Origin of the sequence: Cyanobium sp. Cruz CV13-4-11, assembly GCF_024346055.1 — a bacterium.
Taxonomy (GTDB): Bacteria; Cyanobacteriota; Cyanobacteriia; order PCC-6307; family Cyanobiaceae; genus Cyanobium.
This window is the reverse complement of sequence record NZ_JAGQCH010000012.1, coordinates 38649-65204: the sequence shown is the minus strand read 5'-3', so window position 1 is coordinate 65204 and position 26556 is coordinate 38649. Positions and strand designations below refer to the sequence as shown.

22 protein-coding genes and 1 pseudogene are annotated in these 26556 nt (G+C 67.7%); 20 read left to right on the top strand and 3 right to left on the bottom strand.

The window, feature by feature from the left end:
* The first annotated feature begins 110 nt into the window (after positions 1 to 110).
* The 6 genes from KBZ12_RS10475 to ureC all read left to right on the top strand — a co-directional run bounded on the left by KBZ12_RS10475 (position 111) and on the right by ureC (position 4545).
* On the top strand, positions 111 to 1025 hold the full coding sequence (locus KBZ12_RS10475) for an urease accessory protein UreD (protein WP_254957901.1): 915 nt from the start codon (positions 111 to 113) through the stop codon (positions 1023 to 1025).
* 57 nt (positions 1026 to 1082) lie between these two features.
* Positions 1083 to 1766: a Coq4 family protein gene (locus KBZ12_RS10470; RefSeq protein ID WP_254957900.1), complete on the top strand. Its 684-nt coding sequence runs from the start codon at positions 1083 to 1085 to the stop codon at positions 1764 to 1766.
* Positions 1747 to 2100 (top strand): hypothetical protein, encoded by a 354-nt coding sequence (locus KBZ12_RS10465; protein WP_254957899.1) that lies wholly within the window; start codon positions 1747 to 1749, stop codon positions 2098 to 2100. Before KBZ12_RS10470 ends, KBZ12_RS10465 begins: the two co-directional genes overlap by 20 nt.
* 78 nt (positions 2101 to 2178) lie before the next feature.
* A complete protein-coding gene (locus KBZ12_RS10460; RefSeq protein WP_015110097.1) occupies positions 2179 to 2481 on the top strand; it encodes an urease subunit gamma in 303 nt (100 codons plus the stop codon).
* Positions 2482 to 2495: 14 nt separating this feature from the next.
* Positions 2496 to 2813, top strand: a complete 318-nt coding sequence (locus tag KBZ12_RS10455; protein WP_254957897.1) for an urease subunit beta — start codon at positions 2496 to 2498, stop codon at positions 2811 to 2813.
* A 7-nt stretch (positions 2814 to 2820) separates the two neighbouring features.
* Positions 2821 to 4545 carry an urease subunit alpha gene (gene ureC / locus KBZ12_RS10450; protein ID WP_254957896.1) on the top strand — a complete coding sequence of 575 codons (1725 nt, stop codon included), beginning with the start codon at positions 2821 to 2823 and terminating at the stop codon, positions 4543 to 4545.
* 64 nt (positions 4546 to 4609) lie between these two features.
* Here ureC and KBZ12_RS10445 read toward each other — a convergent pair whose 3' ends face one another.
* Positions 4610 to 4927, bottom strand: a complete 318-nt coding sequence (locus KBZ12_RS10445; RefSeq protein WP_254957895.1) for a PilZ domain-containing protein — start codon at positions 4925 to 4927, stop codon at positions 4610 to 4612.
* A gap of 406 nt (positions 4928 to 5333) precedes the next feature.
* Here KBZ12_RS10445 and KBZ12_RS10440 point away from each other — a divergent pair, with 406 nt between their 5' ends.
* The 9 genes and pseudogenes from KBZ12_RS10440 to KBZ12_RS10405 all read left to right on the top strand — a co-directional run bounded on the left by KBZ12_RS10440 (position 5334) and on the right by KBZ12_RS10405 (position 15642).
* Positions 5334 to 6773 carry a circularly permuted type 2 ATP-grasp protein gene (locus tag KBZ12_RS10440; RefSeq protein WP_254957894.1) on the top strand — a complete coding sequence of 480 codons (1440 nt, stop codon included), beginning with the start codon at positions 5334 to 5336 and terminating at the stop codon, positions 6771 to 6773.
* Entirely contained in the window at positions 6767 to 7747 is a 981-nt protein-coding gene (locus KBZ12_RS10435) for an alpha-E domain-containing protein (RefSeq protein WP_254957893.1), read from the top strand. The genes KBZ12_RS10440 and KBZ12_RS10435 overlap by 7 nt, the downstream gene beginning before the upstream one ends.
* Positions 7732 to 8631 carry a transglutaminase family protein gene (locus tag KBZ12_RS10430; RefSeq protein WP_254957892.1) on the top strand — a complete coding sequence of 300 codons (900 nt, stop codon included), beginning with the start codon at positions 7732 to 7734 and terminating at the stop codon, positions 8629 to 8631. Before KBZ12_RS10435 ends, KBZ12_RS10430 begins: the two co-directional genes overlap by 16 nt.
* A gap of 106 nt (positions 8632 to 8737) precedes the next feature.
* Complete coding sequence (locus KBZ12_RS10425; RefSeq protein WP_254957891.1) at positions 8738 to 11164, top strand: glycogen/starch/alpha-glucan phosphorylase; 2427 nt, start codon at positions 8738 to 8740, stop codon at positions 11162 to 11164.
* 30 nt (positions 11165 to 11194) lie between these two features.
* Positions 11195 to 13288: a transglutaminase family protein gene (locus KBZ12_RS10420; RefSeq protein ID WP_254957890.1), complete on the top strand. Its 2094-nt coding sequence runs from the start codon at positions 11195 to 11197 to the stop codon at positions 13286 to 13288.
* Positions 13289 to 13474: 186 nt separating this feature from the next.
* Positions 13475 to 13864, top strand: a complete 390-nt coding sequence (locus tag KBZ12_RS10415) for a PAS domain-containing protein (protein WP_254957888.1) — start codon at positions 13475 to 13477, stop codon at positions 13862 to 13864.
* Positions 13861 to 14793, top strand: a complete 933-nt coding sequence (locus tag KBZ12_RS10410) for a sensor domain-containing diguanylate cyclase (RefSeq protein ID WP_254957886.1) — start codon at positions 13861 to 13863, stop codon at positions 14791 to 14793. The genes KBZ12_RS10415 and KBZ12_RS10410 overlap by 4 nt, the downstream gene beginning before the upstream one ends.
* Positions 14793 to 15380, top strand: a pseudogene (locus KBZ12_RS18675) (EAL domain-containing protein); the annotation flags it as partial. The gene KBZ12_RS10410 and the pseudogene KBZ12_RS18675, both read left to right, overlap by 1 nt.
* Positions 15381 to 15435: 55 nt before the next feature.
* Positions 15436 to 15642 carry an EAL domain-containing protein gene (locus KBZ12_RS10405; protein ID WP_254957880.1) on the top strand — a complete coding sequence of 69 codons (207 nt, stop codon included), beginning with the start codon at positions 15436 to 15438 and terminating at the stop codon, positions 15640 to 15642.
* 20 nt (positions 15643 to 15662) lie between these two features.
* Here KBZ12_RS10405 and KBZ12_RS10400 read toward each other — a convergent pair whose 3' ends face one another.
* Entirely contained in the window at positions 15663 to 16139 is a 477-nt protein-coding gene (locus KBZ12_RS10400) for a redox protein (RefSeq protein WP_254957943.1), read from the bottom strand.
* 231 nt (positions 16140 to 16370) lie between these two features.
* Between KBZ12_RS10400 and KBZ12_RS10395 the strand changes: the two genes are divergently transcribed.
* From KBZ12_RS10395 to KBZ12_RS10375, 5 genes are read left to right on the top strand one after another with little or no spacing between them, the layout of a single operon-like run.
* Positions 16371 to 16832, top strand: coding sequence for a nitrate reductase associated protein (locus tag KBZ12_RS10395; RefSeq protein ID WP_254957879.1), 462 nt, complete (start codon positions 16371 to 16373; stop codon positions 16830 to 16832).
* Complete coding sequence (locus KBZ12_RS10390) at positions 16829 to 17437, top strand: molybdenum cofactor guanylyltransferase (protein WP_254957878.1); 609 nt, start codon at positions 16829 to 16831, stop codon at positions 17435 to 17437. Before KBZ12_RS10395 ends, KBZ12_RS10390 begins: the two co-directional genes overlap by 4 nt.
* Positions 17438 to 17447: 10 nt before the next feature.
* Positions 17448 to 18515 carry a GTP 3',8-cyclase MoaA gene (locus KBZ12_RS10385; protein ID WP_254957877.1) on the top strand — a complete coding sequence of 356 codons (1068 nt, stop codon included), beginning with the start codon at positions 17448 to 17450 and terminating at the stop codon, positions 18513 to 18515.
* Between the two features lie 43 nt (positions 18516 to 18558).
* The gene (locus KBZ12_RS10380; protein ID WP_254957876.1) at positions 18559 to 22443 is read left to right on the top strand and encodes a PAS domain S-box protein; all 3885 of its coding nucleotides are present in this window, start codon (positions 18559 to 18561) and stop codon (positions 22441 to 22443) included.
* Complete coding sequence (locus tag KBZ12_RS10375; protein WP_254957875.1) at positions 22443 to 24221, top strand: EAL domain-containing protein; 1779 nt, start codon at positions 22443 to 22445, stop codon at positions 24219 to 24221. Before KBZ12_RS10380 ends, KBZ12_RS10375 begins: the two co-directional genes overlap by 1 nt.
* Here the strand turns inward: KBZ12_RS10375 and KBZ12_RS10370 are convergent.
* Positions 24205 to 26475, bottom strand: coding sequence for an FdhF/YdeP family oxidoreductase (locus tag KBZ12_RS10370; RefSeq protein WP_254957874.1), 2271 nt, complete (start codon positions 26473 to 26475; stop codon positions 24205 to 24207). The genes KBZ12_RS10375 and KBZ12_RS10370 overlap by 17 nt on opposite strands.
* Positions 26476 to 26556 lie beyond the last annotated feature (81 nt).

Sequence of the window (26556 nt, the reverse complement as noted above, 5' to 3'; positions counted from 1 at the left end):
GGAGCAGGCCAGCGGCCGATGGTGGTCGCTCCACCCTGGCCAGCCGTTGGGGGGCGACCCTGTAGCGGGTACTACCGAATCCAGGCCCTCGGGGCCCCAGCATCAACACCATGCAGCTCCCTGCTCCCGCTCCGTGGAGGGCCCAGGCCCGGCTTCGTTTCCAGACCATCAACGGCGCGGACGGTGCCACCCGGCACCAGGGCGGAGCGACGGCGCCGCTGAAGATCCAGCGGGCCTTTGCCGCCGCCGATGGCCGTTGCCAACTGCCCCTGCTGCACACCGGCGGCGGCCTGGTGGGGGGGGATGAGCTGGCCATCGAGGCCGAGCTGGGCGCCGGCAGCCGGGCCCTGATCACCAGCGTGGCGGCCCAGAAGGTCTACGGAACCGTGGGCCGCTCCCGGCGGGTCCCCGCCGGCAGCTGGACCTTCCAGACCCTCGACTTCCATCTCGCCGCGGGGGCCGACCTGGAGTGGCTGCCCCAGGAGCTGGTGGTCTTCCGGGATGGCCTGTTCCAGCAGACCTGCCGGGTGGAGCTGGCCGAAGGGGCCAGCTGGCTGGGGGCGGAGGTGGTGCGGCTGGGGCGCAGCGCCGATGGCGAGACGCTCGGGTCCGGCCGCTGGCGCTCGTTGCTGGAGATCCGGCGGCAGGGGCAGTGGGAGCTGGTGGACCGGCTCGAGCTGGGCGGCGCCAGCCTGGAGAGCCCCCATGGCCTGGGGGGACAGCCGGTGTTCGCCAGCCTGGTGTGGGCCGCCCCCGCGCCGGTGGGCGAGCCCCTGCTGGAGGCCTGCCGCGCCGAACGGCACGGACTGGAGGGGACGATGGTCTGCGGCCGGCTGGAGCGGGGCCTGGTGGCCCGCTACCGGGGCCGCTCCACCCAGGCGGCCCGCTTCTGGTTCACACGCATCTGGGCCCGGATCCGGGCGGAGCGGGGGCTGGCGGCTCCGGTGCTGCCGCGGGTATGGCCGTTTCAGGAGCAGCCCCTGAACAAGGAACCGCCGCTGCCGGTCCCGGCCCGCAGCTGGTGAACCCCGGGGCGAACGCCGCAGCGGGCCTAGGTTCGCCCCAGGCGCAGCCCCCTCCCGATGCATCGCTTCCAGCTCTCCCTGCAGGCCCTGGGCCAGGCGCGCCAGCTGATCGCCGTGGGCCGCAGCCAGGGGGATCTGGCCCGGATCGCCGATCTGGTGGACAGCTTCCTGGACACGCCCCAGATGGAAGCCTGCATCGCCCGCTTCCGGGCCCTGCCGGGCGGGGCAGCGATGATGGACGAGCGCTATCCGCCCCTGCAGCCGGATCTGGAGCGGCTCGAAGCGCTGCCGGAGGGGAGCCTCGGCCGCACCTACGCCGCCCTGATCCGCCGCTTCAACTACGACCCCGAGTTCTTCCGCCCCCGCCCGATCGACACGGAGGGCCGCTGGCTCACCCAGCGGATCGCCACCACCCACGACATCCACCATGTGGTCAGCGGCTTCGGCACGATGCCGGCGGGGGAGAACGGCGTGCTGGCCATCACCGCCACCCAGATCGGCTTCCCCGCCTACGTGAGCCTCATCCACGCGGCCCAGATCGCCGGCTTCCGCTTCAAGCTCGACAGCTACGAAATCCTCAGCCGCTCCATCAGCCACGGCACCACGATCGGCTTCACCGCCCATCCCTTCGCCACGGTCCGCTGGGAGGAGGGCTGGGAGCTGCCGGTGGCGGAGTGGCGGCAGCGGCTGGGGGTGACCCTGCCGGCGGATGGGGAGCCCTATGGGACCAACCCTCCCTGAGCGGCCACGGGGCCGTCCGGGGGCAGCCGCCCTGGTTCTGGGCCTGGCCCTGGCGCTCCAGCCCCCGGGTGCCGCCCGCAGCGCCGAAGCCCCCTCGGGGCCCCCGCCCCCGCCGCCCCAGGTGACGGCGGAAAGCCTGGCCGCCGCCTTGCCCCGCCTCACCGCCTTCCCCCTCACCTCGGTGAGCGGCGACACCTTCCGCTACCAGCCCGGCGGCGAGAACGCCGACGGCCCCAGCGCCGTCAGCTTCACGGTGGGTGCCGATGGCCGGACCACGGCGGTGCGGATCGACAACCTCAACCTGGAGGGCCAGGGGGTGCTCCAGCGGCGCTGATCGGAGCGCCGAACGTTCCTTCTGAACCTGACCCGGTGCCGGAGCGCTGCGAGAGTGGGGCCGGCCAGCGCCGCCTGCATGAACCTCACCCCCCAGGAGAAAGACAAGCTGTTGATCGTCACCGCCGCCCTGCTGGCGGAGCGGCGACTCGGCCGGGGCCTGAAGCTCAACCATCCCGAGGCGGTGGCCTGGCTCAGCTTCCAGGTGATCGAAGGGGCCCGCGACGGCCGCAGCGTGGCGGAGCTGATGCGGGAGGGCACCACCTGGCTGAGCCGGGATCAGGTGATGGAGGGGGTGCCCGAGCTGATCCCCGAGGTGCAGATCGAGGCGATGTTCCCCGATGGCACCAAGCTCGTCACCCTCCACGAACCGATCCGCTGACCCCCCACCCCGCCATGCCCCCCCTGATCCCCGGCGAACTGATCCCCGAGCCCGGCACGATCGATCTCAATGCCGGCCGCCCCGTCACCACCCTGTCGGTGGCGAACCGCGGCGAACGGCCCGTGCAGGTGGGTTCCCACTTCCACTTCTATGAAGCCAACGGCGCCCTCGCGTTCGACAGGGAGGCGGCCCGCGGCCTGCGGCTCGACATCCCCGCCGGCACCGCCATCCGCTTCGAGCCCGGCGACCAGCGGGACGTGCATCTGGTGCCCTACGTCGGCGACCGCCGCGTGTTCGGCTTCAACGGTCTGGTGAACGGCCCCCTCGACTGACCCCCCCATGCCCTACCGCATCGATCGTCGCGCCTACGCCGAGACCTACGGCCCCACCACCGGTGACCGGCTGCGGCTGGCCGACACCGAACTGATCCTGGAGGTGGAGAGCGACTGCACCACCTACGGCGATGAGGTGAAGTTCGGCGGCGGCAAAGTGATCCGCGACGGCATGGGCCAGGCCCAGACCCCCCGCGCCGAAGGGGCCGTCGACACGGTGATCACCAATGCCCTGATTCTCGACTGGTGGGGCATCGTCAAGGCCGACATCGGCCTGAAGGACGGCCGCATCTGCGCCATCGGCAAGGCGGGCAACCCCGACATCACCGATGGGGTGACGATCGTGGTCGGGCCCGGCACCGAGGCGATCGCCGGTGAGGGGCACATCGTCACCGCCGGTGCGATCGACACCCACATCCACTTCATCTGCCCCCAGCAGATCGAAACCGCCCTGGCCTCCGGGGTCACCACCCTGCTGGGCGGTGGCACCGGCCCGGCCACCGGCACCAACGCCACCACCTGCACCCCCGGCGCCTTCCACCTGGCCCGCATGCTGCAGGCCGCCGAGGGCCTGCCGATCAACATCGGCTTCTACGGCAAGGGCAACGCCAGCACCCCCGCCGCGATCGAGGAGCAGATCCGCGCCGGCGCCTGCGGTCTGAAGCTGCACGAGGACTGGGGCACCACACCGGCGGCGATCGACTGCTGCCTGACGGTGGCCGACAAGTACGACGTGCAGGTCTGCATCCACTCCGACACCCTCAACGAAGCGGGCTTCGTGGAGGACACGATCCGGGCCATCGGCGGCCGCACCATCCACACCTTCCACACCGAGGGGGCCGGCGGCGGCCACGCCCCCGACATCATCCGGATCTGCGGCGAGGCCAATGTGCTGCCCAGCTCCACCAACCCCACCAAGCCCTACACCGTCAACACCCTCGAGGAGCACCTCGACATGCTGATGGTGTGTCACCACCTCGATCCCCGCATCCCGGAGGACGTGGCCTTCGCCGAATCCCGCATCCGCCGCGAGACGATCGCCGCCGAGGACATCCTCCACGACCTAGGCGCCTTCAGCATCATCGCCAGCGATTCCCAGGCCATGGGCCGTGTCGGTGAGGTGATCACCCGCACCTTCCAGACGGCCCACAAGATGAAGGTGCAGCGCGGTTTCCTCCCCGAGGACGCCGCCGGTCCCCGCGGCGGCCGCAACGACAACACCCGCCTGAAGCGGTACATCGCCAAGCTCACGATCAATCCCGCCATCGCCCATGGCCTCGACAGCCAGATCGGCTCGGTGGAGGTGGGCAAGCTGGCCGATCTGGTGCTGTGGAAGCCGGGCTTCTTCGGCGTCAAGCCGGAGCTGGTGATCAAGGGGGGCTCGATCGTCTGGGCCCAGATGGGCGATGCCAACGCCTCGATCCCCACCCCGGGCCCCGTCCACGGCCGGCCCATGTTCGCCGCCTACGGCGGATCCTTGGCGGCCAGCTGCCTCAACTTCGTCAGCCAGGCCTGCCTTGAGGACGACCTGCCCAGCCGTCTTGGCCTGAAGCGGGCCTGTGTGCCGGTGGTCCACACCCGGGGCATCGGCAAGGCCCAGATGCGCAACAACACCGCCCTGCCCAAGGTGGAGGTGGACCCCCAGACCTACGAGGTCTTCGCCGACGGCGAACTGCTCACCTGCGAACCGGCGGAGGTGCTGCCGATGGCCCAGCGCTACTTCCTGCTGTAACGGCGCCGGCGGACCGACCTGCAGAACCTGAACAGGTGCGTCAGCAGGGTGGAACCCATCCCACTCAGGTGGCGGCCATGGTCTGCTCCTCCTCCAGGGCCCAGTCCTCCAGGTTGGGATCCCGGCGCTCGTTCCGCCGCTCCACCGACAGCACCGGCACCGCTTTCAGGGGCGTTTCGAAGGCCACACCAAAGGTGAGGGCAAAGCGGGCTCGGGTGAGCCAGCGCAGCTGGGCCTGCATCCGCAACTGCCCGAAGCCGGGATGGGCGCGCAGATCCATCAGGAGCCACTGCCCCGGCGCAAGGGACTGCTCTTCGTCGGCGATCAGGCACATGCCGCCTTCGCCCACGTTGATGATGTCGGCGAGGAACCAGCGGCCCATGGGCTGGCGAGCGTCATCCAGGCGCCGCAGGGAGATGGAGCGGCAGCTCTCGATCGGATGACGGGGGTTGCCCCGATTGTCTTGGCGGGCGCCAGCCCTTGCCTGGTCGCGCAGGAGGTCCCCTGATGCGCCCGAGCTCCTCGAAGGCTGGGATCCGGTCTTGTTGGGCAGCATCGGCAGAGCTCCTCCCTCTGTTTTGATCCTCAACTTTCCGGGTCGCCTAGAGAACTATGCTTAGAAAAACCCATGCTTTTATAGCACTAGGAAGCGCCAGGATGGTAAGAATGGCTTTACAGCGGTGGTTTGAGGAGACCCTCAGCGGACAGCGCCCCTTGTTTCCGTAACAACGGCAACGGGTGACCACCCCGGCGGCACTGCAGGATCCAATCGCGTGGAAGGGTCTGGAATGTTTAGCGAGTACAAACCGAACCAGGGATACGACGAGTACTTCACCTCCACCGACCAGCCCCGGGCCACCCTCAGGCCGCTGCTTTCGTCCCTCGGCCAGATGGGCCTCGACCAGTTGAACCGGAACCATGAGGCCGCCGGCATGCTGCTCAAGCGCCTCGGAGCCACCTTCCGCCTTAACGATTCCGGCAGCAAGGGCGTGGAACGGATCCTGCCCTTCGATCCGCTGCCCCGGTTGATCGGGGCCCAGGACTGGGAGCGCCTGGAGCAGGGCCTGATCCAGCGGCTGGAGGCGATCGACCGCTTCCTGGCCGACGTCTATGGCGACCAGAAAATCCTGGCCGACGGCGTGGTGGCCAGGGCTGACGTGGAGAGCTCCCAGGGTTGGCGGCCCCAGATGCAGGGCTTCCAGCCGCCCCTCGGCCGCTGGTGCCACATCTCGGGCCTGGATCTGGTGCGCGACGGTGACGGCACCTGGCGGGTGCTGGAGGACAACCTGCGCTGCCCCTCGGGGGTGGCCTACTTCCTTGAGAACCGGCGCGTGATGAAGCGCATGTTCCCGAGCCTGTTCGCCGGGCGCACGGTGCAGCCGATCGATGACTACCCCTCCCACCTGCTGCAGACCCTGCGGGAGCTGGCCCCCTGGACCGACACCCCCAAGGTGGTGCTGCTCACCCCCGGGGTGTTCAACAGCGCCTATTTCGAGCACAGCTACCTCGCCCAGCAGATGGGTATCCAGCTGGTGGAGGGGCGCGACCTGGTCTGCGAAGGGGATCGGGTGTGGATGCGCAGCACCGCCGGCCTCGAGGCGGTCGATGTGATCTACCGCCGCATCGACGACGATTTCCTCGACCCGGCCGTGTTCCGCAGCGATTCCCTGCTGGGGGTGCGGGGTCTGATGGGGGCCTACGGGGCGGGGCGGGTGGCCATCGCCAATGCCCCGGGCACCGGCGTCGCCGACGACAAGCTCATCTACGCCTATGTGGGCAAGATGATCCGCTACTACCTGGATGAGGAGCCCATCATCGAGAACGTTCCCACCTACATCTGCTCCAGGCCCGACGACCAGGCCTACGTGCTGGAGCACCTCGGGGAGCTGGTGGTGAAGGCGGTGGCGGAAGCCGGGGGCTACGGCATGCTCATCGGTCCCCATGCCAGCCAGGAGCAGATCGCCGAGTTCGCCATCAAGATCCAGGCCGATCCCCGCAACTACATCGCCCAGCCCACCCTGGAACTCTCCACCGTGCCTTCCCTGAGCGAAGGCGAGCTCTACCCCTGTCACGTCGATCTGCGTCCCTACGTGCTGCGCGGCAAGGAGGCCTGGGTGAGCCCCGGCGGCCTCACCCGCGTGGCCCTGCGGCGCGGTTCCCTGGTGGTCAACTCCTCCCAGGGAGGAGGCTGCAAGGACACCTGGATCGTGGATGAAGCCCCATGCTGAGCCGCGTCGCCGATTCCCTCTACTGGATCAATCGCAACGTCGAACGGGCCGAGAACATCTGCCGTTTCGTGGAGGTGAGCGAGGCCATGGCCCTCGACTGCCCCCCCGGCAGCGCCGAACCCTGGCTCCCCCTGATCGAGGCCAGCGGCGACCGCAAGCTGTTCGATGAGCTCTGCCCGGTGGTCACCCCCGAGGCCGTGATCCATTTCCTGGTCCGGGAGACGGACAACCCCAGCAGCGTTCTCAACTGCATCGGCAGTGCCCGGGAGAACGCCCGACAGATCCGTGAAGTGATCACCACGGAGATGTGGGAGCAGATCAACGACATCTACTGGACGTTGCAGGAAGAGAGTTTCTGGTTGCAGCCGCCCCAGGAACAGCTGCGGGAGATCCGCCGCGCCTGCCAGCTCTTCTACGGGATCACCGACGCCACCCTCAGCCGCGACCTCTCCTGGCAGTTCAGCCGCCTTGGGAGGCTGCTTGAGCGGGCCGACAAGACCACCCGGATCCTGGACGTCAAATACTTCCTGCTGCTGCCTTCGCCCGAGGACGTGGGTGGGGTTCTCGATGAGCTGCAGTGGATCTCCCTGCTGCGTTCGGCGGGGGCCTACCAGATGTTCCGGCAGTCGAGCCAGCAGGCGATCGAGCCCAAGGCCGTGGCCGCCTTCCTGCTGCTGGATCCGATCTTCCCCCGCTCGGTGCGTTACTGCCTGGAGCGGATCAGCGACACGCTGCGGATCATCCGCGGCAGCTCGGTGCCGCTGCCCGCCGACGACCTGGAATGCCTGATCGGGCTCACCCTGGCCCACTGGAGTTTCACCAGGATCGATGAGCTCGTTGCCACCGGGCTGCACGAAGCCATCGACAACTTCCAGTCGGATCTCAATCGCCTGCACGAGCTGATCGAAGCGCGCTATTTCATCGCTCCACCGAGCAGCACCTCCAGTGAAGAGGCGGCATGCGCGCCCGCCTGACCCACACCTTCAACTACCGCTACAGCGCGCCGGTGTTCCTGGGTCCGCACCGTTTCTGCCTGAAACCCCGGGGCCACGGCTTCCAGCGCCTGCTCCATTTCCACCTGGCCATCAGCCCGGAACCGTCCCTGCTCTATCCGCTGGTGGCGGCCAGTGGCGATGAGATCCTGCGGGCCCGCTTCGAGGGAAGTACCGATCACTTCCGGGTGCAGGCGATCAGCGATGTCGAGACCCAGCAGCCCCCGGCCCTGGCCAGCTGCCTGGAGGACCAGGAGCCGCTGCTGCCCTACCCGGTGGGCCACCTCAATGGCGATCTGCTGGGCTCTCTCGAGGGCTGGCTGCCCAACGGCCAGCACGACCCGGCCGCGGTGGATCTGGCCCAGGAAGCGCTGATGGGCAGCGACCAGCGCGGGCTGATGTTTCTCGAACAGCTCGTGGAGATCATCAAGGATCGGGTCAAGTACACCCAGCGGCACGCGGGGCCGGCCTGGCCGGCGGGCCGCACCCTCAAGGAACGGGTCGGCTCCTGCCGCGACCTGGCGATGCTGATGATCGAGACCTGCCGCTGCGCCGGCCTGCCGTCCCGGTTCGTGAGCGGCTACCACCTGGTGGAGCCGGCGCCGAGGCAGTACGACCTGCATGCCTGGGCCGAGGTCTACCTGCCGGGGGCGGGCTGGCGGGGCTTCGACCCCAGTGGCAAGGGCAGCATCGACGACCGCTACATCACCCTGGCCACCTCCTCCAAACCCACCCTCACCGCGGCGGTGAACGGCAGTTTTTCGGGCCCAACCGGGGTGGAGAGCGAGCTGGACTGGACCATCGAGGCGGAACTGCTGGAGCCCGCTCCCATGGGCGCTTCCTGGCACGGGACGCTGCAGCGCTGAAAGGAAGCCACTCTTAAGGAGCGCCCACCTGTATCCGATGGTGCAGCGGCTGCGGCACTGCCCAGGCCAGGACTGGTCCCACGTCGCCAACCACGGCATTTCCCCCATGGCAAGCTCCACACCCGCCCCGTGCCCGCCCAAGGGCCAGGCCCTCCTGGAGGCGATGCGGCGCCATCTGTTCTCCAGCCAGGCCAAGTCCGCCTCCCTCGCCACCACCCACGACCACTACGTCTGCCTGTCGCTGGCGGTGCGGGACATCCTGCTGACCAGCTGGGTCGACACCGCCGACACCTACACCAGCCAGCACGTCCGCACCGCCACCTACATGTCGGCGGAGTTCCTGCTGGGGCCCCACCTGGAGAACAACCTGGTCAGCCTCGGGCTGCGGGAGGAAGCCGCGGCCGCCTGCGAGGCCCTCGGCCTCACCCTTGACGAGATGCTGGCGGAGGAGCCGGAGCCGGGCCTGGGTAACGGTGGCCTGGGCCGGCTGGCGGCCTGCTTCCAGGAGTCAATGGCCACCCTCGAGCTGCCCGCCATCGGCTATGGCATCCGCTACGAGTTCGGCATCTTCCGTCAGCAGATCGGCCCCAACGGCCAGATGGAGAGCACCGATCCCTGGCTGGCCCGCGGCAACCCCTGGGAGGTGATCCGGCCGGAATGGAGCTACCCGGTGCTGATCGGCGGCCAGACCGTGATCGGCGTCGCCTATGACACCCCGATCCTGGGCTACGGCGTCCACACCGCCAACACCCTGCGGCTGTGGTCGGCCCAGGCGCCGGACGCCTTCGATTTCGCCTCCTTCAATGCCGGCGATTACACCCGGGCCGTGCTGCACAAGGTGCAGTCGGAAACCCTCTCCAAGGTGCTCTATCCCAACGATGAGCTGGAGCAGGGCAAGCGCCTGCGGCTCAGCCAGCAGATCTTCTTCGTCTCCTGCTCCCTGCAGGACATGTTCCGCATCCTCGGCAGCCAGGGGATTCCGGTCACGGAGTTCCACCGCAAGTTCGCGGTGCAGCTCAACGACACCCACCCGGCGATCGCCGTGGCCGAGCTGATGCGGCTGCTGATCGATGACCACGGGGTCGACTGGGACACCGCCTGGAGCATCACCACCGCCACGATCAGCTACACGAACCACACCCTGCTGCCCGAGGCCCTGGAGGCCTGGGGGCTGGAACTGTTCCAGCAGCTGCTGCCCCGCCAGCTGCAGATCATCTTCGAGATCAATGCCCGCTTCCTGCGCACCCTGCGCATCCGCTTCCCCGGCCAGCCCGATCTGCTGGAGCGGCTGTCGCTGATCGAAGAGGGGCCGCACCGCAAGGTGCGCATGGCCCACCTGGCGGTGGTGGGCAGCCATACGGTCAACGGCGTGGCGGAGCTGCACAGCCGCCTGCTCAAGGAGAACCTGTTCGCCGAATTCGCCCAGGTCTGGCCGGAGCGCTTCACCAACATCACCAACGGCGTCACGCCGCGGCGCTGGCTGGCGGTGGCCAACCCGCCCCTGGCCGACCTGCTCAACGACGCCATCGGCACCGACTGGTGCCGGCACCTCGACCAGCTCCGGCAGTTGGAGCCCCTGGCCACCGATGCCGGCTTCCTGGAGCGCTGGCAGGGGGTGCGCCAGCAGGCCAAGGAGCGCCTGGCTGCCACGATCCGCCAGGACACCGGCGTTCTGGTGGATCCCGCCTCCCTGTTCGACGTCCAGGTGAAGCGCATCCACGAGTACAAGCGCCAGCACATGGCGGCGCTGCAGGTGGTGGAGCGCTACCTGCGGCTGCGGGCCGGGGAGGATCTGCCGCCGCGCACGGTGATCTTCGGTGGCAAAGCCGCCCCCGGCTATGCCATGGCCAAGCTGATCATCCGCCTGATCGTGGGCATGGCGGAGATCATCAACATCGACCCGGCGATGGACGGCCGTCTGCGGGTGGTCTTCCTGCCCAACTTCAGCGTCAAGCTGGGCCAGAAGATCTATCCGGCGGTGGATCTCTCCGAGCAGATCTCCACCGCTGGCATGGAGGCCTCCGGCACGGGCAACATGAAGATGTCCCTCAATGGCGCCCTCACGATCGGCACCCTGGATGGGGCCAACATCGAAATCCGGGACCGGGTCGGCGATGACAACTTCTTCCTGTTCGGCCATACCGCCGAGCAGCTGGCCGCCATCAACCGCAACGGGTACCACCCGATGCCCTGGCTGGAGAATGACGCCCTGGCCAAGGAGGCCATCGACCTGATCGGTTCGGGCCACTTCAGCGAAGGCGACCGCGACCTGTTCCATCCGCTGCTGGCCAACCTCTGCAGCAGCGACCCCTTCCGGGTGATGGCCGACCTGGGCGACTACCGCCGCGCCCAGAACGAGGTCGACGGCGCCTGGTGCGACGCAGGACGGTGGAGCATGATGTCTGTGCTGAATACAGCCCGCTGCGGCTTCTTCAGCAGCGACCGGTCGATCCAGGAGTACGCCGAACGCATCTGGAAGGTGGTCCCGGTCCCCGTCAACTCCTGCAGCGTGATTCCCCAGCCGTCCCCATGAGCCTCCCGCAACCCGCATGAGCTGGCCCGCATGAGCTGGATGGACAGGGTGGCCGAGGCGGCCGAGTCCCGCCTGAGGGCCGCCGGCATCCAGCTCACCCTCGGCGGTGAGCCCACCCTGGTGCCCCTCGTACCGGAGGGGCCGGAGTGGAGCGTCATCGCCGATGGCCCCACCAAACTCCCCATCGCCCGGGCCATGGCCCGGGACCTGCAGCAGCGGGTCTGGCCCGGCAGCACCCTCCTCTACTGCCCCGGCAAGCGCTACGACGGTGAGGTCAATCCCCGCTGGGCCCTGCGCCTGTTCCTGGGCGACGACGGCACGGTGCCGGTGCGCTGGCCCGGTCTCTGCCAGCCCGGCCTGGAGGGAGCATCGCTGACGGCCGAGGCTTCCCCCGCCTGGCTGGAACAGCTGGGCGCCCGGCTCGGCATCCGCCTGCAGCCTGTGCTGCTGCGGGACCCCTTCGAACCCCAGCGCCGGGTCTGGGCTGCCCCCCTGAGCGTGGCGCCGCCCGAGGCGGACGACCCGGCGGCGGCGGTGGCCTGGGCGGTGGCGCCCTGGCCCCTGGCGGACAGCCTGCGGGAGCTCACCGGTGCCCCCGGCCCGGCCGGCCTGCGCCTGCCCCTGGAGCACCTGCCGGAGGGCCTTCCCCGCCAGGTGCTCACCCTGGAGGTCGATCCCGACGGCTGGGAGCTGTTCCTGCCCCCCCTGGAGCGGGAACCCCTGCGCCTGCTGCTGCAGGCGGTGGCCGACAGCCTCGGCGACCTGGCCGCACCCAGGCTCAGCGGCGTGCTGCCCTTCGATGCCGGCGAGCGCTGGCAGGTGCTGGGCCTGACGGCCGATCCGGGCGTGCTGGAGATCAACCTGCCCGTCTGCCACAGCTGGCTGGAGTACCACCAGTGGCTGCAGCGGCTGGAGGAGGTCGGCGAGCGGGTGGGGCTGCGCAGCTGGAAGGACCTGGGCGACGGCCGCCAGGAGGGCACCGGCGGCGGGAATCACCTGCTCTGGGGCGGGCCTGACCTGGCCCACCATCCCTTCTTCTCCCGGCCGGCCTGGCTCACGGGGATCCTGCGTTACTGGCAACGGCACCCGTCGCTGGCGTATCTCTTCTGCGGCCCCGGGGTGGGCCCGGCCTCCCAGTCGCCACGGCCGGACGAGGCGATCGGCGAGTGCTTCGATCTGGAGCTGGCCTACCGCGCCATCGAGCAGGCGGAGGGCCAGCCCTCGGCCGAACCCTTTGGCGATGTCCGGGGCCTGATCGGCGAAACGTTGCGCCATCTCCATGCCGACCGCAGCGGCAACAACCACCGCAGCGAGATCAGCTTCGACAAGTTCTGGAACCCCGGAGCCCCGGCCGGCTGCCTGGGCCTGGTGGAGTTCCGGGCGCTGGAGAGCCTGCCCCGCATGGAGTGGAGCAGCACCATCGCTCTGCTGTGGAGCGCCCTGGCCGCCCACCTGCTGGAGCCCCGCCACCGGCCCGAGCGATTGCACGACTGGGGATCGGCCCTGCACGACCGCCAGCTGCTGCCCGGCCAGCTGTGGGCTGACCTGGAGGCCATCCTGGCCGACCTGGCGGCCGACGACCTGGCCCTGGATCCGGCGCCCTTCCGGGCCATCTGGGAGTGGCGCTTCCCGCCCCTGCTGCGCTGGCAGGCGGAAGGCGGCGCCGCCGGCACGGAGCCCGCCCTGGAGCTGCGGCCGGCCCCCGAGCCCTGGCCCCTGATCTGCGACACCCCGGTGCAGGGCGGGTTCACCAGCCGCTTCATCGACGGCTCCCTGCGCCGCTTCGAAGTGGTGGCGAATGCGGCCTTTCGCCGCGATTGCGGTCTGTTCATCAACGGCCGGCCCCTGCCGCTGGAGCCCGCCGCTGACGGGGCCGCCCCGGCGCTGGCGGTGCGCTTCCGCTTCCAGCGGCTCTATCCGTGCCTGCATCCGGCGATCGCCCCCCACATGCCCCTGGAGCTCCTGCTGCGCACCCTCGGCGGCGATCGCACCTTCCAGCTGCACCCGGACGGGCACCGCTTCGATCCCATTCCGGAGCCGCTGACCGGGCCGGTGCCTGGCGCTCCCCCCTGGCAGGGACGCCAGCGCCCGACGGATCTCACCATCGACCTAAGGATCGACTGACCCGCCGGGGCGAGCAAGCATCGAAAACCCAGTCCGGACGCGGGATCAGCTGCTTTGAATTCTTCTCTTTCCCTCACTTCTGAGGCCCCTGGTTTCCCAGGCCTCCAGAGAAGTCTTCAGGAGCAAGGCCGTCATCCCGCCTCCCTTCAGTCCGGCAGGGGGATTTCTTCCACATCCTGGTCAGCAATGAAAACGCTGCCTAAGATCCTTCGTGAATGGAACCGTCAGTGCAGTCTTTCTGGTTCAGCATCCCGGAAGAACAGGGGTCTGATTCCTTGCGTCGAGAGCGTCGGCGATGCCCTGCGTTTTGCTACCGACCTGGGCAGCGATGATCTGGTTGTGCTTGATCTGGCCAGTGGCCATTTCATCGACTGCAACCGTTCGGCCCATGAGCGGCTCGGCTACGCCCGCGAGCACTTCCTCACCCTGAATCCGGCGGCGATTCAGGCGGATGGGGAGCTGGCCGACGACCTGATGCGCGACCAGCTGCGGACGATGCGATGCGGCAACAGCCCAGGGGCAGCTTCGCCACACGCCACCGGCCCTGCTCCGGTGCCTGCCGGGATGTGTCCGTGAGCTATCAGGCGCTCGACCTCTGCGGCCGGCTGGTGGCCCTGGTGAGCCACCGCGACCGCACCGACCTGGACACGGCCCTGCGGGAAAGCTCCCGGCTGGGCACACTGCTGCAGGAGGCCGAGCGACTCACCCGCGTGGGCAGCTGGGAGCTGAACCATCGCACCGGAGAACTGCTCTGGTCGAACGAGGCCTACAGCCTTTTTAACACCACCCCGGAGCAGACGGCCCCCTCCTATGCGTCCTTTCTGAGCACGGTGCATCCGGACGACCGCGCCCTGGTGGATGCCACCTTCCAGGAGTCCTTCCGCACGGGCCGGCCCTACCGGATCGAGCATCGGCTGGAGCTCGGCGACGGCCACCTCAAGGTGGTGTTGGAGCGGGGTCGCACCAGCCTCGGCGACGACGGACAGCCGCTCTCCACGGTGGGAACGGTTCAGGACATCAGCGAACAGCACGAGATCCAGCAGCGGCTGGAACGCATCGCCTTCGTCGATCCCCTCACCCGGCTGCCCAACAAGGCCGCCGCCGTCCGCCAGCTGGCCCGCCTGCTGCGCACCGCCGGCACGGACCAGTGCATCGCCCTGATCAACCTCACTCTCGACAACTTCCAGTCGATCAACAACAGCCTGGGCCACGAGATCGGCAACCAGGTGCTCAGGGCCAGTGGCACCTGCCTGCGCCACCTGATGCGGCCGGACGACTGGCTGGCCCGGGTGGGCAGTGATGAATTCATCCTGCTGCGGCCCCTGGCCATGGCCGACCGGGACCAGGTTCTGCCGTGGGCGGAGGAGATCCGTCGCACCCTTGGCAACACCCCCGGGATGGGCACCGGCTTTGCGGTCCAGCCCAGTGCGTCGCTGGGGGTGGCCCTGGCCCCGGACCACGGCCTGGACCCGACACCCTGCTGCGCTGTGCCAACACGGCCCTGATGGAGGCCAAGCAGCACGGCAAGAACCAGCTGCGCTTCTACAGCCCGGAGATCAGCCAGCAGTTGCGCGAGCGCCTGGAGCTGGAGCTGAGCCTGGCCCGGGCCATTGATCGGGAGCAGTTGCGGTTGTTCTACCAACCGCAGATCGATCGGGGCGGCAGCCGGATCGCCGGGGCCGAGGCCCTGTTGCGCTGGCGTGACCAGAGCGGCCGGATGGTTTCCCCGAATGTGTTCATTCCGCTGGCGGAGAAGACCGGCCAGATCCACAGCATCGGCCTCTGGGTGATCGAGGAGGCCTGCCGGCAACTGCATGTCTGGCACAGCAAGGGGCTGCGGCCGGGGAAAGTGGCGAGCAACATCTCGGCCCTGCAACTGGGGGCCGAGAACCCCTCCCTTTCCGAGCTGCTGGCCGGGGCGCTGAACACCTACGACCTGGTGCCGGAGAACCTCGAGCTGGAGATCACCGAAACAGCCCTGCTGAACGATCCGGGCCGTGCCGGCGAGCAGCTGCGGCAGCTCGCCGAGAGCGGCTTCAGCCTGGCGATCGATGACTTCGGCACGGGCTACTCCTCCCTGACCATGCTCCACTCGCTGCCCCTCGACAAGCTCAAGATCGATCGCTTCTTCGTCGATCGCCTCGGCAATGACCGATGCCGACCTGGCCATCGTCAAGGCCACGATCGTGATGGCCAAGGAACTGGGCCTGATGACCCTGGCCGAAGGGGTGGAGACCCCCGAGCAGCTGCGCATGCTGCAGAACCTCGGCTGCGACCAGTTCCAGGGGTTCTTGCTGGGACGGCCGATGTCCGCCGAGGCCTTCGGAGGCCTGCTGTCCAGCACGGCGGCCTGAGGCCTTCTGAAGTCCTTCCCCTACCAGCTCACCCCGTGGAGCTTGGGCAGGGGGGCAGTCTTGGAGGTCACGGCGAACAGCCGGGGGATACGGTGGCTGTTGTAGACCCGGAACTCGCGCACCACGCTGGCGCCCTCCTCGCGCACGGCCTGGTTGAGCACCAGGGAGCCGTCGGGATCGGAGACGGAGCGGTGGAACGTGCCGGGGGGAATGCGCAGGATGTCGCCGCCGCAGTCGAGGCGGACGATGTGATACGGATAGTTCCAGCCCAGGTTGACCAGGAAGAAGGTGCGGCCGCCATGCATGGCGAGCAGATTGTCCTCCTGGTGGGGATGGAGATAGAACTGCCAGCTGCCGGACTCCTGACAATCCGGCGGACTGACCGCCGGGCCCGAGTGGACCACCAGATCCCGCTTGTTCGAGGTGGGCACGGTGATGTCGAAGAACCGCACCGAGGGGGTGTCGCGGAACTTCTCGTAGGGGATCAACTCGAACATCGGAGCGGGCCGGGGACCCTGGCCGGCCCCCGAGGGCCGGTGATCCTGCAGCTCGTCTCTCGACGGGACGGTGGCGGTCATGGGAGCGACTTCGTCAGAAGCCTCTGCGGTCTGTTCAGTGAACCTAATCCTGGTGGGGTCCCACGGTGAGATCGGCTACGAAAGCCCGCGGGCGTTGGGCCAGTTCCAGTGGTGGTGCTGCCTAGGGTGAGCCTCCTGCGCCCCGGGCCCATGGGCCGCCACGACCATTGTTTCGGCTTCGAAGCCGACTTCGTCGGCGACCTGCGCTGCATCCCGATGGCGGTGCGGCGCAAGCTGGATCTGATGGGCGTCAAGTTGAAGCTGAGCCACTGGAGCGACCTCAGTGATCCGGAACGGCAGCAGCTGCTGGCCTGGCCGGACGACCCCGCTGCCCTGGCGGAACTGGACCACTGGCTCGGCCAGCGCACCGCCGCCATGGCCGCCGGTGTCGCCGGTCGGCTGGAGCCTGCCTGCGGAGCGCCCTGGCAGCGGGACGACGCCCCCCCCCAGGTGCTGCTCGCCTCCTGCCGCCAGCTGGGGCTGACCCTGCCCCCCCACGCCTGGGGGGAGCTTGACGAGCTGCAGCGCTTTGCCCTGGTGAAGCTCAGCCATTCTGGCCACGAGCACCGCAACCTGCCGCGGGCCCTGGCGGAATTCGGCCTGCTGACATGAACGGCCTGCGGGCCTGCCTGCTCAGCGGCGGCGCCAGCCGCCGCATGGGCACGGACAAGGCCCTGCTGCCCCATCCCGCCGGGGGCACCTGGCTGGAGTTCAGCCTGGCCCAGCTGGCGGCGCTGCCGCTGCCGATCACCCTGCTCAGCCACCACCGGAGCCACCACGCCCTGGCGCGGCCCCTGCGGGACGGGCTGGGCCAGCCGATCACGGTCCTGGAGGAGCAGCCGCCCCGGGAGGGGCCGCTGCTGGCCCTCGACCGGTTGATGCATCGCTACCCCGATGAGGATCTGCTGCTCTGCCCGGTGGACATGCCCTGGCTGGAGGTCGCCACCCTCGAGGCCCTGGTGGGGGCCGCCGCCGCTCCGGTCGCCACTGGTCCCGCCGCCATCCATCTGGCCTACGACGGCCGGCGGCTGCAGCCGCTGCTGGGGGTCTATCCGGCCCATCCCGGCCTTCGCCGCCGGCTGCGCGCCTTCACGGCGGGTGGTGGCCGGCGGCTGCAGGACTGGCTGGCGGGAGAGGAGGTGGTGCCGGCGGCCTTGCCGGCCGCGGGCCTGCGCAACGCCAACCGGCCCGACGACGCCACCGGTCTGTGGCCCTAGCTTGCCTGCCATGGCGGAGAGCCCCCTGGATCTGCATGGCCGGCCCCTGGGGGTGCTGCGGCTGTCGCTCACGGCCCGCTGCAACCTGGCCTGTCCCTACTGCTGCCCGGATCTGGAGGACCCGCCCGACTTGCTGACCCTGCCGGAACGGCTGGCGCTGGTGGAGGCGACCGCGGGCCTGGGGGTGCACACCCTGCGCCTCACCGGCGGCGAACCGCTGCTGCACCGGCGCCTGGAGGAGCTGATCGCCGCCCTGCAGCCGCTGCGGCGGCGCGATCCCGGCGATCCCCGCGGCGCCCTGCGGGAGATCGCCCTCACCAGCAACGGGGTGCTGCTGGGGGCCGAGCGGGCCCGGCAGCTGAAGGCGGCGGGGCTCGACCGGATCACCCTCAGCCTCGATGGCACCGACGGGGCCAGCGTGGCGCGCATGGCCGGCCTGGGGGGCGCGGCCGCCGGCGCGGCCGTGCTGGAGAAGGTGCTGGCGGCGATCGGCCACGCCAGGGAGGCGGGCTTCGATCCGGCCCGCGGCGCCCTGAAGCTGAACGCGGTGGTCACCCGCTCGGGCAATGCCGACCAGCTGCTGCCCCTGGCGGAGCTGGCCCGGGAGCAGGGGCTGGAGTTGCGGCTGATCGAGTTCATGGATGTGGGCAACCGCAACGGCTGGGTGCCGGAGCAGGTGCTGCCGGCGGCCGAGATGGTGGCCCGCATCGGGGCGGCCTGGCCGCTGGAGCCGGTGGGACGGGCGCCCCACGGCACCGCCGGCCGCTGGCGCTACCGGGATGGGGGCGGCCACCTGGCGGTGGTGGCCTCGATCACGGCGCCTTTCTGCGGCGACTGCAACCGGCTGCGGATCACCGCCGACGGGGTGGCCTACAGCTGCTTGTTCGCCGCCGACGGCACCGACCTCAAGCCCTGGCTGCGGCCCTGCGCCGATGCCGCCGGCCTGGAGGAGGCGCTGCGCCGCCTCTGGCTGCAGCGCCGCGACCGCTACAGCGAGGAGCGGCAGATGATTCGCCCCGGTGAGGGGGTGGGAGCGCCTCTACGGCCCCAGGCGGAAATGGCTTACCTTGGGGGTTGACATGCGGTTGTCTTGGCAGGTTCGTTGTTCAGAAGTGACGAAGTTGACCCCGCCGTTCCCTGATGGTGGAACCGATCAATTTGTCTTCTTTCTGAAGGCGTCGATCGTCGTCAATCCCTTGGTGGTCGCGCCGACCACCTCGGTGGCAGAGGCCGCGGGCCTGATGGCCGAAGCCCTCGCTCCTCGGGGTCAGCCCAGCGACTTCCCCGACCAGGACAGCCTGCATCAGCACGCCCGGGCCAGCTGCGTGGTGGTGATGGACCAGAAGCAGCGGGTGCTGGGCAGTTTCAGCAGCATCGATCTGGTGGCGCTGGCGGCCACAGCCCCGTCCCTGCACGCCCAGACCATGGCCGAGGTGATGATCCAGCCGGTGCTGTGCCTCTCGGAGCGGGAACGCCCTGGACTGGTGGAGCGCCTGCGGGACCTGCGGCGCTGGGGGCCCCGCTATCTGCCCGTGGTGGATGACGAGGGCGCGTTGCTCGGCCTCCTTCACCTCGACAAGATGTTGCGGGCCAGCCAGCCGCCCGCCACGGCGCTGGCGGACAGGGCCGGGAGCCTGGAAGCAACCGTGGCAGGAACCGGGCCAGGGGTTGGGGATGGCGAGCAGGACGGTGCCTCGCTGCCCCCTCGCGCGCTCCAGGCCCACCGGGCTCTCGTCGAGCTGAGCAGCCAGATCCGGGGCTCGATCGGCATCCATGACATTCTCGAAAGAACCCTGCATCTCAACGCTGAACTGGAGGATTTGCTAAGGGAAAGGACGCTCCAGTTACAAAATGAGGAGGCCAGGTTCCAGGATCTGTTCAACAACACCAATGATCTGATCCAGAGTGTGCGGCTCGAGGATGCGCACTATGAGTTTGTGAACCGGGCCTGGCTGCGGTTGCTTGGCTACGAACAGGCGGAGCTGGGCGCCCTCACGCTCTATGACGTGATTCACCCCGACAATGTTCCTCACTGTCGTCAGCTGATCGAAGCGATGCGAGCGGGCTCCGTGCTCGATCTTGCCCCTATCGAGCTGACCTTCCTTACCAAGGACAGGCAGGAGGTGATCGTGGAGGGCAGCGTTAACTGCCGGCAGGAAGGGGGCGTGGCGGTCGCCTCTTGGGGCATTTTCCGGGATATCACGGATCGAAAACGATCAGAACGGATGCTTCTGGAGCGGGAGGCGCGCTACCGCGCTCTGATGGAAGGGGCCAGTGATGCGATTTTCCTGGCCGATACCGAAGGCCACCTGGTGGAGGTGAACCGCCGCGCCGAGGAACTGATGGGCCTCAGCAAGGAGCAGCTCATCCAGATGGATGTCTCGCAACTCCATCCCAGCGAAGAGCAGGAGCGGACCAGAGCCGCCTTCAGTAGCCTGGCCGATAGGCAAACCTACCAGTTGCTCGATACATCTATCCAGAACAGCAGCGGCCAGATCATTCCGGTTGACATCACCTGTTCGCAGCTTCAGGTGGGTAACCATGTGATCAACCAGGCCCTGTTCAGGGATATCGGCGAACGACGCAAATCCGAGCCGATCGTTCGGCAACAGGCTCAGCGCGACGGCCTGCTGCGTGAGGGGACCCAGCGAATCCGCCAGTCCCTCGACCTGCAGACGATTTTCGACACCGCCTGCGATGAGATCAGAGGCATGCTGGGCGCCGATCGTGTGGGCGTCTTCCAGTTCCATGACGGCTCAGGCTTCAACGATGGGAGCTTCGTTGCGGAGTCTGTCCTGCCGGCTTATCCGGCAGCACTTAAGGCGAACGTTCACGACCATTGCTTTGGGGAAAACTTTGCGAGCCTCTATGCCAAGGGCCGCTTCTTTGTCTCTTCAGATATTCAGAAAGATCGCCTGGAAGACTGTCACCGAGATATTCTTTCGCAGTTTCTTGTGCGTGCCAATCTGGTGATTCCGTTGGTGCCGGGCGACCTGCTGTGGGGATTGCTCTGCATCCACCAGTGCAGCCATGCCCGTGAATGGTTGCCCAGTGACATTGATCTGGCCCAGCAGATGGCCAGCCAACTCGCCATCGCCACCCAGCAGGTCCTGCTCTACGAGCAGGTGCAGAAGGAGTTGGAAGTGCGGCAGCAGACAGAGCAGCGCTTTGCCCAGCAGCTCCGCCAGCAGGAAGCGCTCGGCATGATCGCCAACCGCATCCGCGAAACCCTGAATCTCGACGACATCCTTGGCATCGTTTCCTCCCAGGCAAGAGCGATTCTTCAGTGTGAACGTGTCATCGTCTTCCGGCTGCATCCCGATGGCTCCAGCCAGATTATCAGCGAATCAGTGGATCAAGATCTTCCAAGCCTCATCGGCATGAGCTGGGAAGATGAGATATGGGATCAGGAGATTCTCGACAACTACTTGAAAGGGGATCCTCGGATCGTTGGCGATGTGATGAATGATCGCTGGACGGAGTGTCTGATGGAGTACTCCGTTGCCGGTCAGATCAAATCAAAGATCGTGGCGCCCATTCTGGCTGACACTTGCTCCACTGCTGATAGCCGTTGGATTGCGCCGAATCGTAAACGGAAGCTTTGGGGTGTGCTCGTTGCCCATGCCTGCAAATCCGTGAGGTCCTGGAAGCCAGCGGAGGCTCAGATGCTGCAACAGATTGCCAATCAACTCACCCTGGCCATCAACCAGAGCGACCTGTTCACGCAACTCCAGCAGGAGCTCACGGAAAGGCAGATCGCCCAGGCACAGCTGACGGAGAGCAATAGCGAACTGGCATTGACCAATGCTGAGTTGCAGCGGGCCACGTTGCTTAAGGACGAGTTTCTCGCCAATATGAGCCATGAGCTGCGAACCCCTCTCAACGTGATCCTAGGGATGGTGGAGGGATTGCAGGATGACGTGTTTGGTGTGATCAATCAGCCCCAGGCCAAAGCCCTTTCAAATGTACATATCAGTGCCACCTACCTGCTCGAGCTGATCAACGATATCCTTGACCTTTCCAAGTATGAGGCTGGTCGTCTGGAGCTCAGCTACGCTCCAACCAGTATTGCTCAACTATGCCAGTCGAGCTTGGCGTTCATCAGGCAGCAAGCCTCCGAGAAGGGGATCCAGGTGTCGATCAGCATGGAAGAGGCGCTGCCCGAGCTCATGATCGACGAGCGGCGTATGCGCCAGGTCCTGATCAACTTGCTCAGCAATGCTGTCAAGTTCACGCATTCCGGTGGCACGGTGAGTCTTGAGGCTTCCCTTCTGCGCGGCGCTCAACGGGCTTCCGGTCGTTCCTCCCTTGATGGGACTTTGCGTCTTTCCGTCGTCGACACGGGTATCGGCATCGCTCCTGAAGACCAACCCAAGTTGTTTCAGCCTTTCGTTCAGATCGACAGCGCCCACAACCGTCAATGCGTCGGTACAGGTCTCGGACTGGCGCTGGTGAAGCGCATCGTCGAGCTGCATGGGGGGCACGTCGCCATGTCCAGTGCCCTTGGAGCCGGCAGCACGTTCGATGTCGAACTGCCTTTGCCGCACTTGGTCACCACCAGCGCCAACGGCAGCATCGACACCCCGGAGTCGAGCGAGGGCGATGGTCTGAGCCCCCCCAGGGGCTCCGCCCCCCTGATTCTGCTGGCGGAAGACAATGAGGCGAACATCACAACGGTGTCCAGTTATCTGGTGGCCAAGGGGTATCGGGTGGTGATCGCCAGAAACGGCGTGGAGGCCGTTGACATGGCGACGAGCGCGGCCCCTGACATGATCCTCATGGACATCCAGATGCCAGTGATGGATGGATTGGAAGCCATGCGGAACATCCGCGCCACATCCATTCTGGCCTCCCTGCCGATCATCGCCCTTACGGCCCTGGCCATGGATGACGATTGCGAGCGTTGCCTGGAGGCAGGGGCCGATCGCTATGTCAGCAAGCCGGTTGTCCTACGGAAGCTTGTGCTGATGATCGAAGAACTTCTGTCATCCGAGTCGGCATGTTGATGAACGTCAAATCACTTCTGGTCGTTGACGACCAGCCCTCTAATTTTGATGTGATTGAAGCCTTGCTGAGTTCCCCCCACAGCGAACTGGCATCTGGTCATACCTTCGAGTTTCATTATGCCAATGGAGGCCAGACCGCCATCGACGGTCTCGCCTTCACCCGGCCTGATCTGATTTTTCTCGACGTCATGATGCCTGGCATCGATGGCCTGGAGCTCTGCCGCCGTCTCAGGGCCATGCCGGAATGGTCCGCCGTGCCGATCATCATGGTCACCGCCCTGGCCACGAAGCAGGATCTGGCCCGTTGTCTGGATGCCGGCGCCGACGACTTCATCAGCAAGCCGATCAACCGGGTGGAGCTGGTGGCACGCACCCGGTCGATGCTGCGCATCCGCCAGCAGTACCTGGAACTTGAGGCGTTCAACACCCGGCTTGAGGCTCTGGTGGACGAACGCACCGCGCAACTGAAGCGCCTGCTGTACGAAGACCAGCTCACCGGCCTTCCCAGCAGAGCCTCTCTGTCGGCGTCGCTCGCGACGGCCTGCCGGACTGCCAACCCCCAGTTGACCGTCGCTTACCTCGACTGCGACGACTTCAAGCGGGTGAATGGGGCCTTCGGTCATGCCGTCGGCGACCAGTTGCTCAAGGCGATCGCCCAGCGACTTCAGGACCAGCTCCGCCCCGGCGATCTGCTGGCCCGCATGGGAGAGGATGAATTCTGTTTTCTGCTCTTCGAGGCCCCCGATGCGACGGCAATCGCCAGCTGGGTGGAATCGATCCGCGAAGCTCTCCTTGCTCCTTTCTGTATCGGCACGATCAAGATCCCTGTGACGATGTCCATCGGCATCGCCCTGGGCATGCAGACCATCTCGTCGCCGGAAACGATTCTCCAGGCGGCTGACGCGGCCATGTATCTGGCGAAACGGCGAGGTAAGAATGGCGCTGAGACGTTCGACCGTGCTCTCCACTTCGCCACCCGTGATCGACTGATCCTCGAGAATGACCTGCAGAAGGCTCTGGATTGTGGGGAATTCATCAATTACTACCAGCCGATTGTGCAGCTGTGCTCCCGGCGGATCGTGGGATTCGAAGCGCTGGTTCGCTGGCGGCATCCCTCGCGCGGCCTGGTGATGCCCGATGCCTTCCTCCCTGGCCTGGAGGATTCCAGCCTGGTGGTGCCTGTTGGACGCGCGATTCTTCATCAGGCGTGCCTGCAGCTGAGCCGCTGGCAAGAGCGCGGCTGGCCTGGGCTCACGATGAGTGTGAATCTTTCGTCTCGCCAGTTCGCTAGCGCCACGCTCCTCGATGACATCGATGCTGTGCTGGCGGACACGGGGGTGGATCCCGCCACTCTGAAGCTGGAAATCACCGAAACGACCGTGATGGATGATTCCGAGGCGGCCACGCTGTTGTTGCAGCAGATTCGTCAGCGGAAGGTTCAGATCAGCATCGACGACTTCGGTACGGGGTACTCCTCCCTCTATTACCTGCACCGTTTTGAGCTCGACAACCTCAAGACCGATCGATCCTTCGTGAGCCAGCTCGAGGAATCCAGTCGCAATCTGAGAATTGTTGAAACGATCATTAGCCTCAGCAAGGGGCTGGGCCTGACCGTGATCGCCGAGGGCATCAGTTCCGAGCGGGAGCTGGCAGTTCTCAACGGCCTGGGCTGCGAGTACGGCCAGGGCTTCCTGTTCTCCCGCGCCGTTCCCAGTGAGGAAATCGACGTCCTGCTGAGGGCCGGCGGCGAGTTCCCCGCCCTTAGCCCGTCTCCCTGACCACCGGCATTGGCCCCCGCACCAGCACCGGCACCCGCTTGAAGGCCGGCGTGCCGCAGCCGGGATCGATGACGGCCTTCATGATCACGTTCACCTCCGGGTAGAACATCAGCGCCGCCCCCTCGCGGATCTCGCCGGGGATGATCTCGACGCCGTCCAGCGCGCCCGCCTCCCCCTGCACCGTCACCCGCTGGTGGGCCGCCAGGCCGCAGCGGCGCAGGTCGGCCCGGTTCATCAGGATCGTGTGGCGGTGGGGCATGCCCCGGTAGCTGTCGCCGGCCTTGTAGACGACGGTGTTGTGCTGGCCGTAGCTGCGGGCCGTGATCAGGGCCAGCACCAGGCCGGTTTCCCCGGGCTCGAGGCCGCCGAAGTGCTCCGCCTCCGGCAGCGACAGCTCCGGCAGGGGGGTGGGCGCCATCCGGGCCCGGCCGCTGGGGGTGGGAAAACGCGGGGTGTCGAACAGACGCCCTTCGACGTTGAACTCCTGCCGGGTGGCATCGATGCGGGCGATCGGGCCGTAGCCGGGCACGGTGCGGCCGATCAGGTCCCGCACGTAGGACGGATCCTGCAGCTGCCCCCAGTCGATCGGATCCGTGCCCATCAGCCGCCGGGCCAGTTCGGCCAGGAACGTCACCTCACTGATCAGGTCGGCGTGGCGCAGGTGGGTGGAGCCCGGTTCGTTGAGGCGCACGTAGTTGTTGCCCGATTCGGTGGTGGTGCGGTGGGGGGTCTCGAAGCGGTTGAACACCGGCAGCACCAGGGTCTGGCGGGCCGCCAGGCCGTGGAAATGGCCCTGGTTGGGCTTGGTGGCCAGGTACAGGATCGTGTCGATGCGGCCCAAGGCCCGCTTCGCCTCGCCGCTGTCGGGGTTGGCGCCCCAGAGGTTGCCCCCCAGGCACAGCAGGCTGTCGACGTGGCCGGCATCGGCGGCCGCGATCAGGGCGCGGGTGTCGTAGCCGGGCACCCGGCTCAGGGGCCGGCCCAGCAGCTGCTCCAGGGCCTCCTGCATCTCCGCCTGCAGCTTGACGGTGACCCCCATCGAGCCGAAGCCCTGCACGTTGGAGTGGCCCCGGATCGGCATGGTTCCCGCCCCCGGGCGGCCGACGTTGCCGCTGAGCAGGGCGGTGTTGGCGATCGCCTGCACGTTGTCGATGCCGTTGGCATGGTGGGTGATCCCCATCGCCCAGGCGAACACCACGCCGCGGGCCGCGGCGATCACGGCGGCCGCGTGCTCCAGCTCCTGGCGGCTCAGGCCGCAGCTGGCGGTGATCGCCTCCCAGGCGGTGGCCTGCAGCTGCTCCAGCAGCGCCTGCCAGCCTTCGGCATGGGCGGCCAGGAAGTCGCGCTTCACGGCGCCGGCCTCCAGCAGGGCTTTCTGCAGCCCCAGGAACACGGCCGTGTCGCTGCCCGGAATGGGCTGCAGGAACAGGGAGGCGATCGCCGAACCCTGCAGCATCGATCGGATCGGGAAGGCCGGCGAGCCGAACTTCAGCAGCCCCACCTCGATCACCGGGTTGATCACGAGCACCGTGCCGCCCCGCTGGCGCAGCTTGATCAGCTCGTTCATCAGCCGCGGATGGTTGGCCGGGGCGTTGGAGCCCACCAGCACCACGCAGTCGGCCTGCTGCAGGCTCTCCAGGCTCACCATCGAGGTGCCAGAGCCGAAGACGGCATTGAGCCCCACGGTGGAGGGGGCATGGCAGAGGTCGGAGCAGTCGGCCAGGTTGTTGGAGCCCATGGCCCGCAGCAGCAGCTGCAGCAGGTAGGCGGCCTCGTTGGAGGAGCGGCCCGAGCTGTAGGAGGCCACCCGCTCCGGCGGGCGCCGGAAGGCGGCCTCGGCGATCGCGAACACGTCGTCCCAGCCGATGCGCTCGTAGTGGCTGCGGCCGTCACGCAGCAGCATGGGGTGGCTGAGGCGGCCGAGGCGGTCGGCCTCCATCGAGGAGAGCTGCTGGAGTTCAGCCAGGCTGCGGGTGCCGAACACCCCCTCGCTCACCGCCGGCTGCAGCTCGGCCATGATCGCCTCGACGCTCTTGAGGCAGCGCTGCAGCGGCTCCCCCAGCTCGTCGACGAAGCCGCCGTGCTGGCCGCCGGTGCCCCAGGCGCAGGAGAGGCAGGCGCTCTTGTGGTTGAGGGTCTGCCAGAGCTTCGGGCCCCGGGGACTGAGGGTGGCCTTGGCCCAGCCGTCGATCAGGGGCCAGCCGCCGCCCTGGCCGGGTGTGGCGGCATCGGCGGGGCTGGCGTCGTCGCTCATGGGGCCGGCCGGAGTTGCCCCTCACTCTGGCCGCTGGGCTCCCTGGGTGGGGGGCAGGTAGCGGGGTTTACCCAATGCGCC

Coding starts and splice junctions, on each gene's coding strand:
- KBZ12_RS10475 (WP_254957901.1), top strand. CDS start 111: ATGCAGCTCCCTGCTCCCGCTCCGTGGAGGGCCCAGGCCCGGCTTCGT.
- KBZ12_RS10470 (WP_254957900.1), top strand. CDS start 1,083: ATGCATCGCTTCCAGCTCTCCCTGCAGGCCCTGGGCCAGGCGCGCCAG.
- KBZ12_RS10465 (WP_254957899.1), top strand. CDS start 1,747: ATGGGACCAACCCTCCCTGAGCGGCCACGGGGCCGTCCGGGGGCAGCC.
- KBZ12_RS10460 (WP_015110097.1), top strand. CDS start 2,179: ATGAACCTCACCCCCCAGGAGAAAGACAAGCTGTTGATCGTCACCGCC.
- KBZ12_RS10455 (WP_254957897.1), top strand. CDS start 2,496: ATGCCCCCCCTGATCCCCGGCGAACTGATCCCCGAGCCCGGCACGATC.
- ureC (WP_254957896.1), top strand. CDS start 2,821: ATGCCCTACCGCATCGATCGTCGCGCCTACGCCGAGACCTACGGCCCC.
- KBZ12_RS10445 (WP_254957895.1), bottom strand. CDS start 4,927: ATGGGCCGCTGGTTCCTCGCCGACATCATCAACGTGGGCGAAGGCGGC.
- KBZ12_RS10440 (WP_254957894.1), top strand. CDS start 5,334: ATGTTTAGCGAGTACAAACCGAACCAGGGATACGACGAGTACTTCACC.
- KBZ12_RS10435 (WP_254957893.1), top strand. CDS start 6,767: ATGCTGAGCCGCGTCGCCGATTCCCTCTACTGGATCAATCGCAACGTC.
- KBZ12_RS10430 (WP_254957892.1), top strand. CDS start 7,732: ATGCGCGCCCGCCTGACCCACACCTTCAACTACCGCTACAGCGCGCCG.
- KBZ12_RS10425 (WP_254957891.1), top strand. CDS start 8,738: ATGGCAAGCTCCACACCCGCCCCGTGCCCGCCCAAGGGCCAGGCCCTC.
- KBZ12_RS10420 (WP_254957890.1), top strand. CDS start 11,195: ATGAGCTGGATGGACAGGGTGGCCGAGGCGGCCGAGTCCCGCCTGAGG.
- KBZ12_RS10415 (WP_254957888.1), top strand. CDS start 13,475: ATGAAAACGCTGCCTAAGATCCTTCGTGAATGGAACCGTCAGTGCAGT.
- KBZ12_RS10405 (WP_254957880.1), top strand. CDS start 15,436: ATGACCGATGCCGACCTGGCCATCGTCAAGGCCACGATCGTGATGGCC.
- KBZ12_RS10400 (WP_254957943.1), bottom strand. CDS start 16,139: ATGTTCGAGTTGATCCCCTACGAGAAGTTCCGCGACACCCCCTCGGTG.
- KBZ12_RS10395 (WP_254957879.1), top strand. CDS start 16,371: ATGGGCCGCCACGACCATTGTTTCGGCTTCGAAGCCGACTTCGTCGGC.
- KBZ12_RS10390 (WP_254957878.1), top strand. CDS start 16,829: ATGAACGGCCTGCGGGCCTGCCTGCTCAGCGGCGGCGCCAGCCGCCGC.
- KBZ12_RS10385 (WP_254957877.1), top strand. CDS start 17,448: ATGGCGGAGAGCCCCCTGGATCTGCATGGCCGGCCCCTGGGGGTGCTG.
- KBZ12_RS10375 (WP_254957875.1), top strand. CDS start 22,443: ATGAACGTCAAATCACTTCTGGTCGTTGACGACCAGCCCTCTAATTTT.
- KBZ12_RS10370 (WP_254957874.1), bottom strand. CDS start 26,475: ATGAGCGACGACGCCAGCCCCGCCGATGCCGCCACACCCGGCCAGGGC.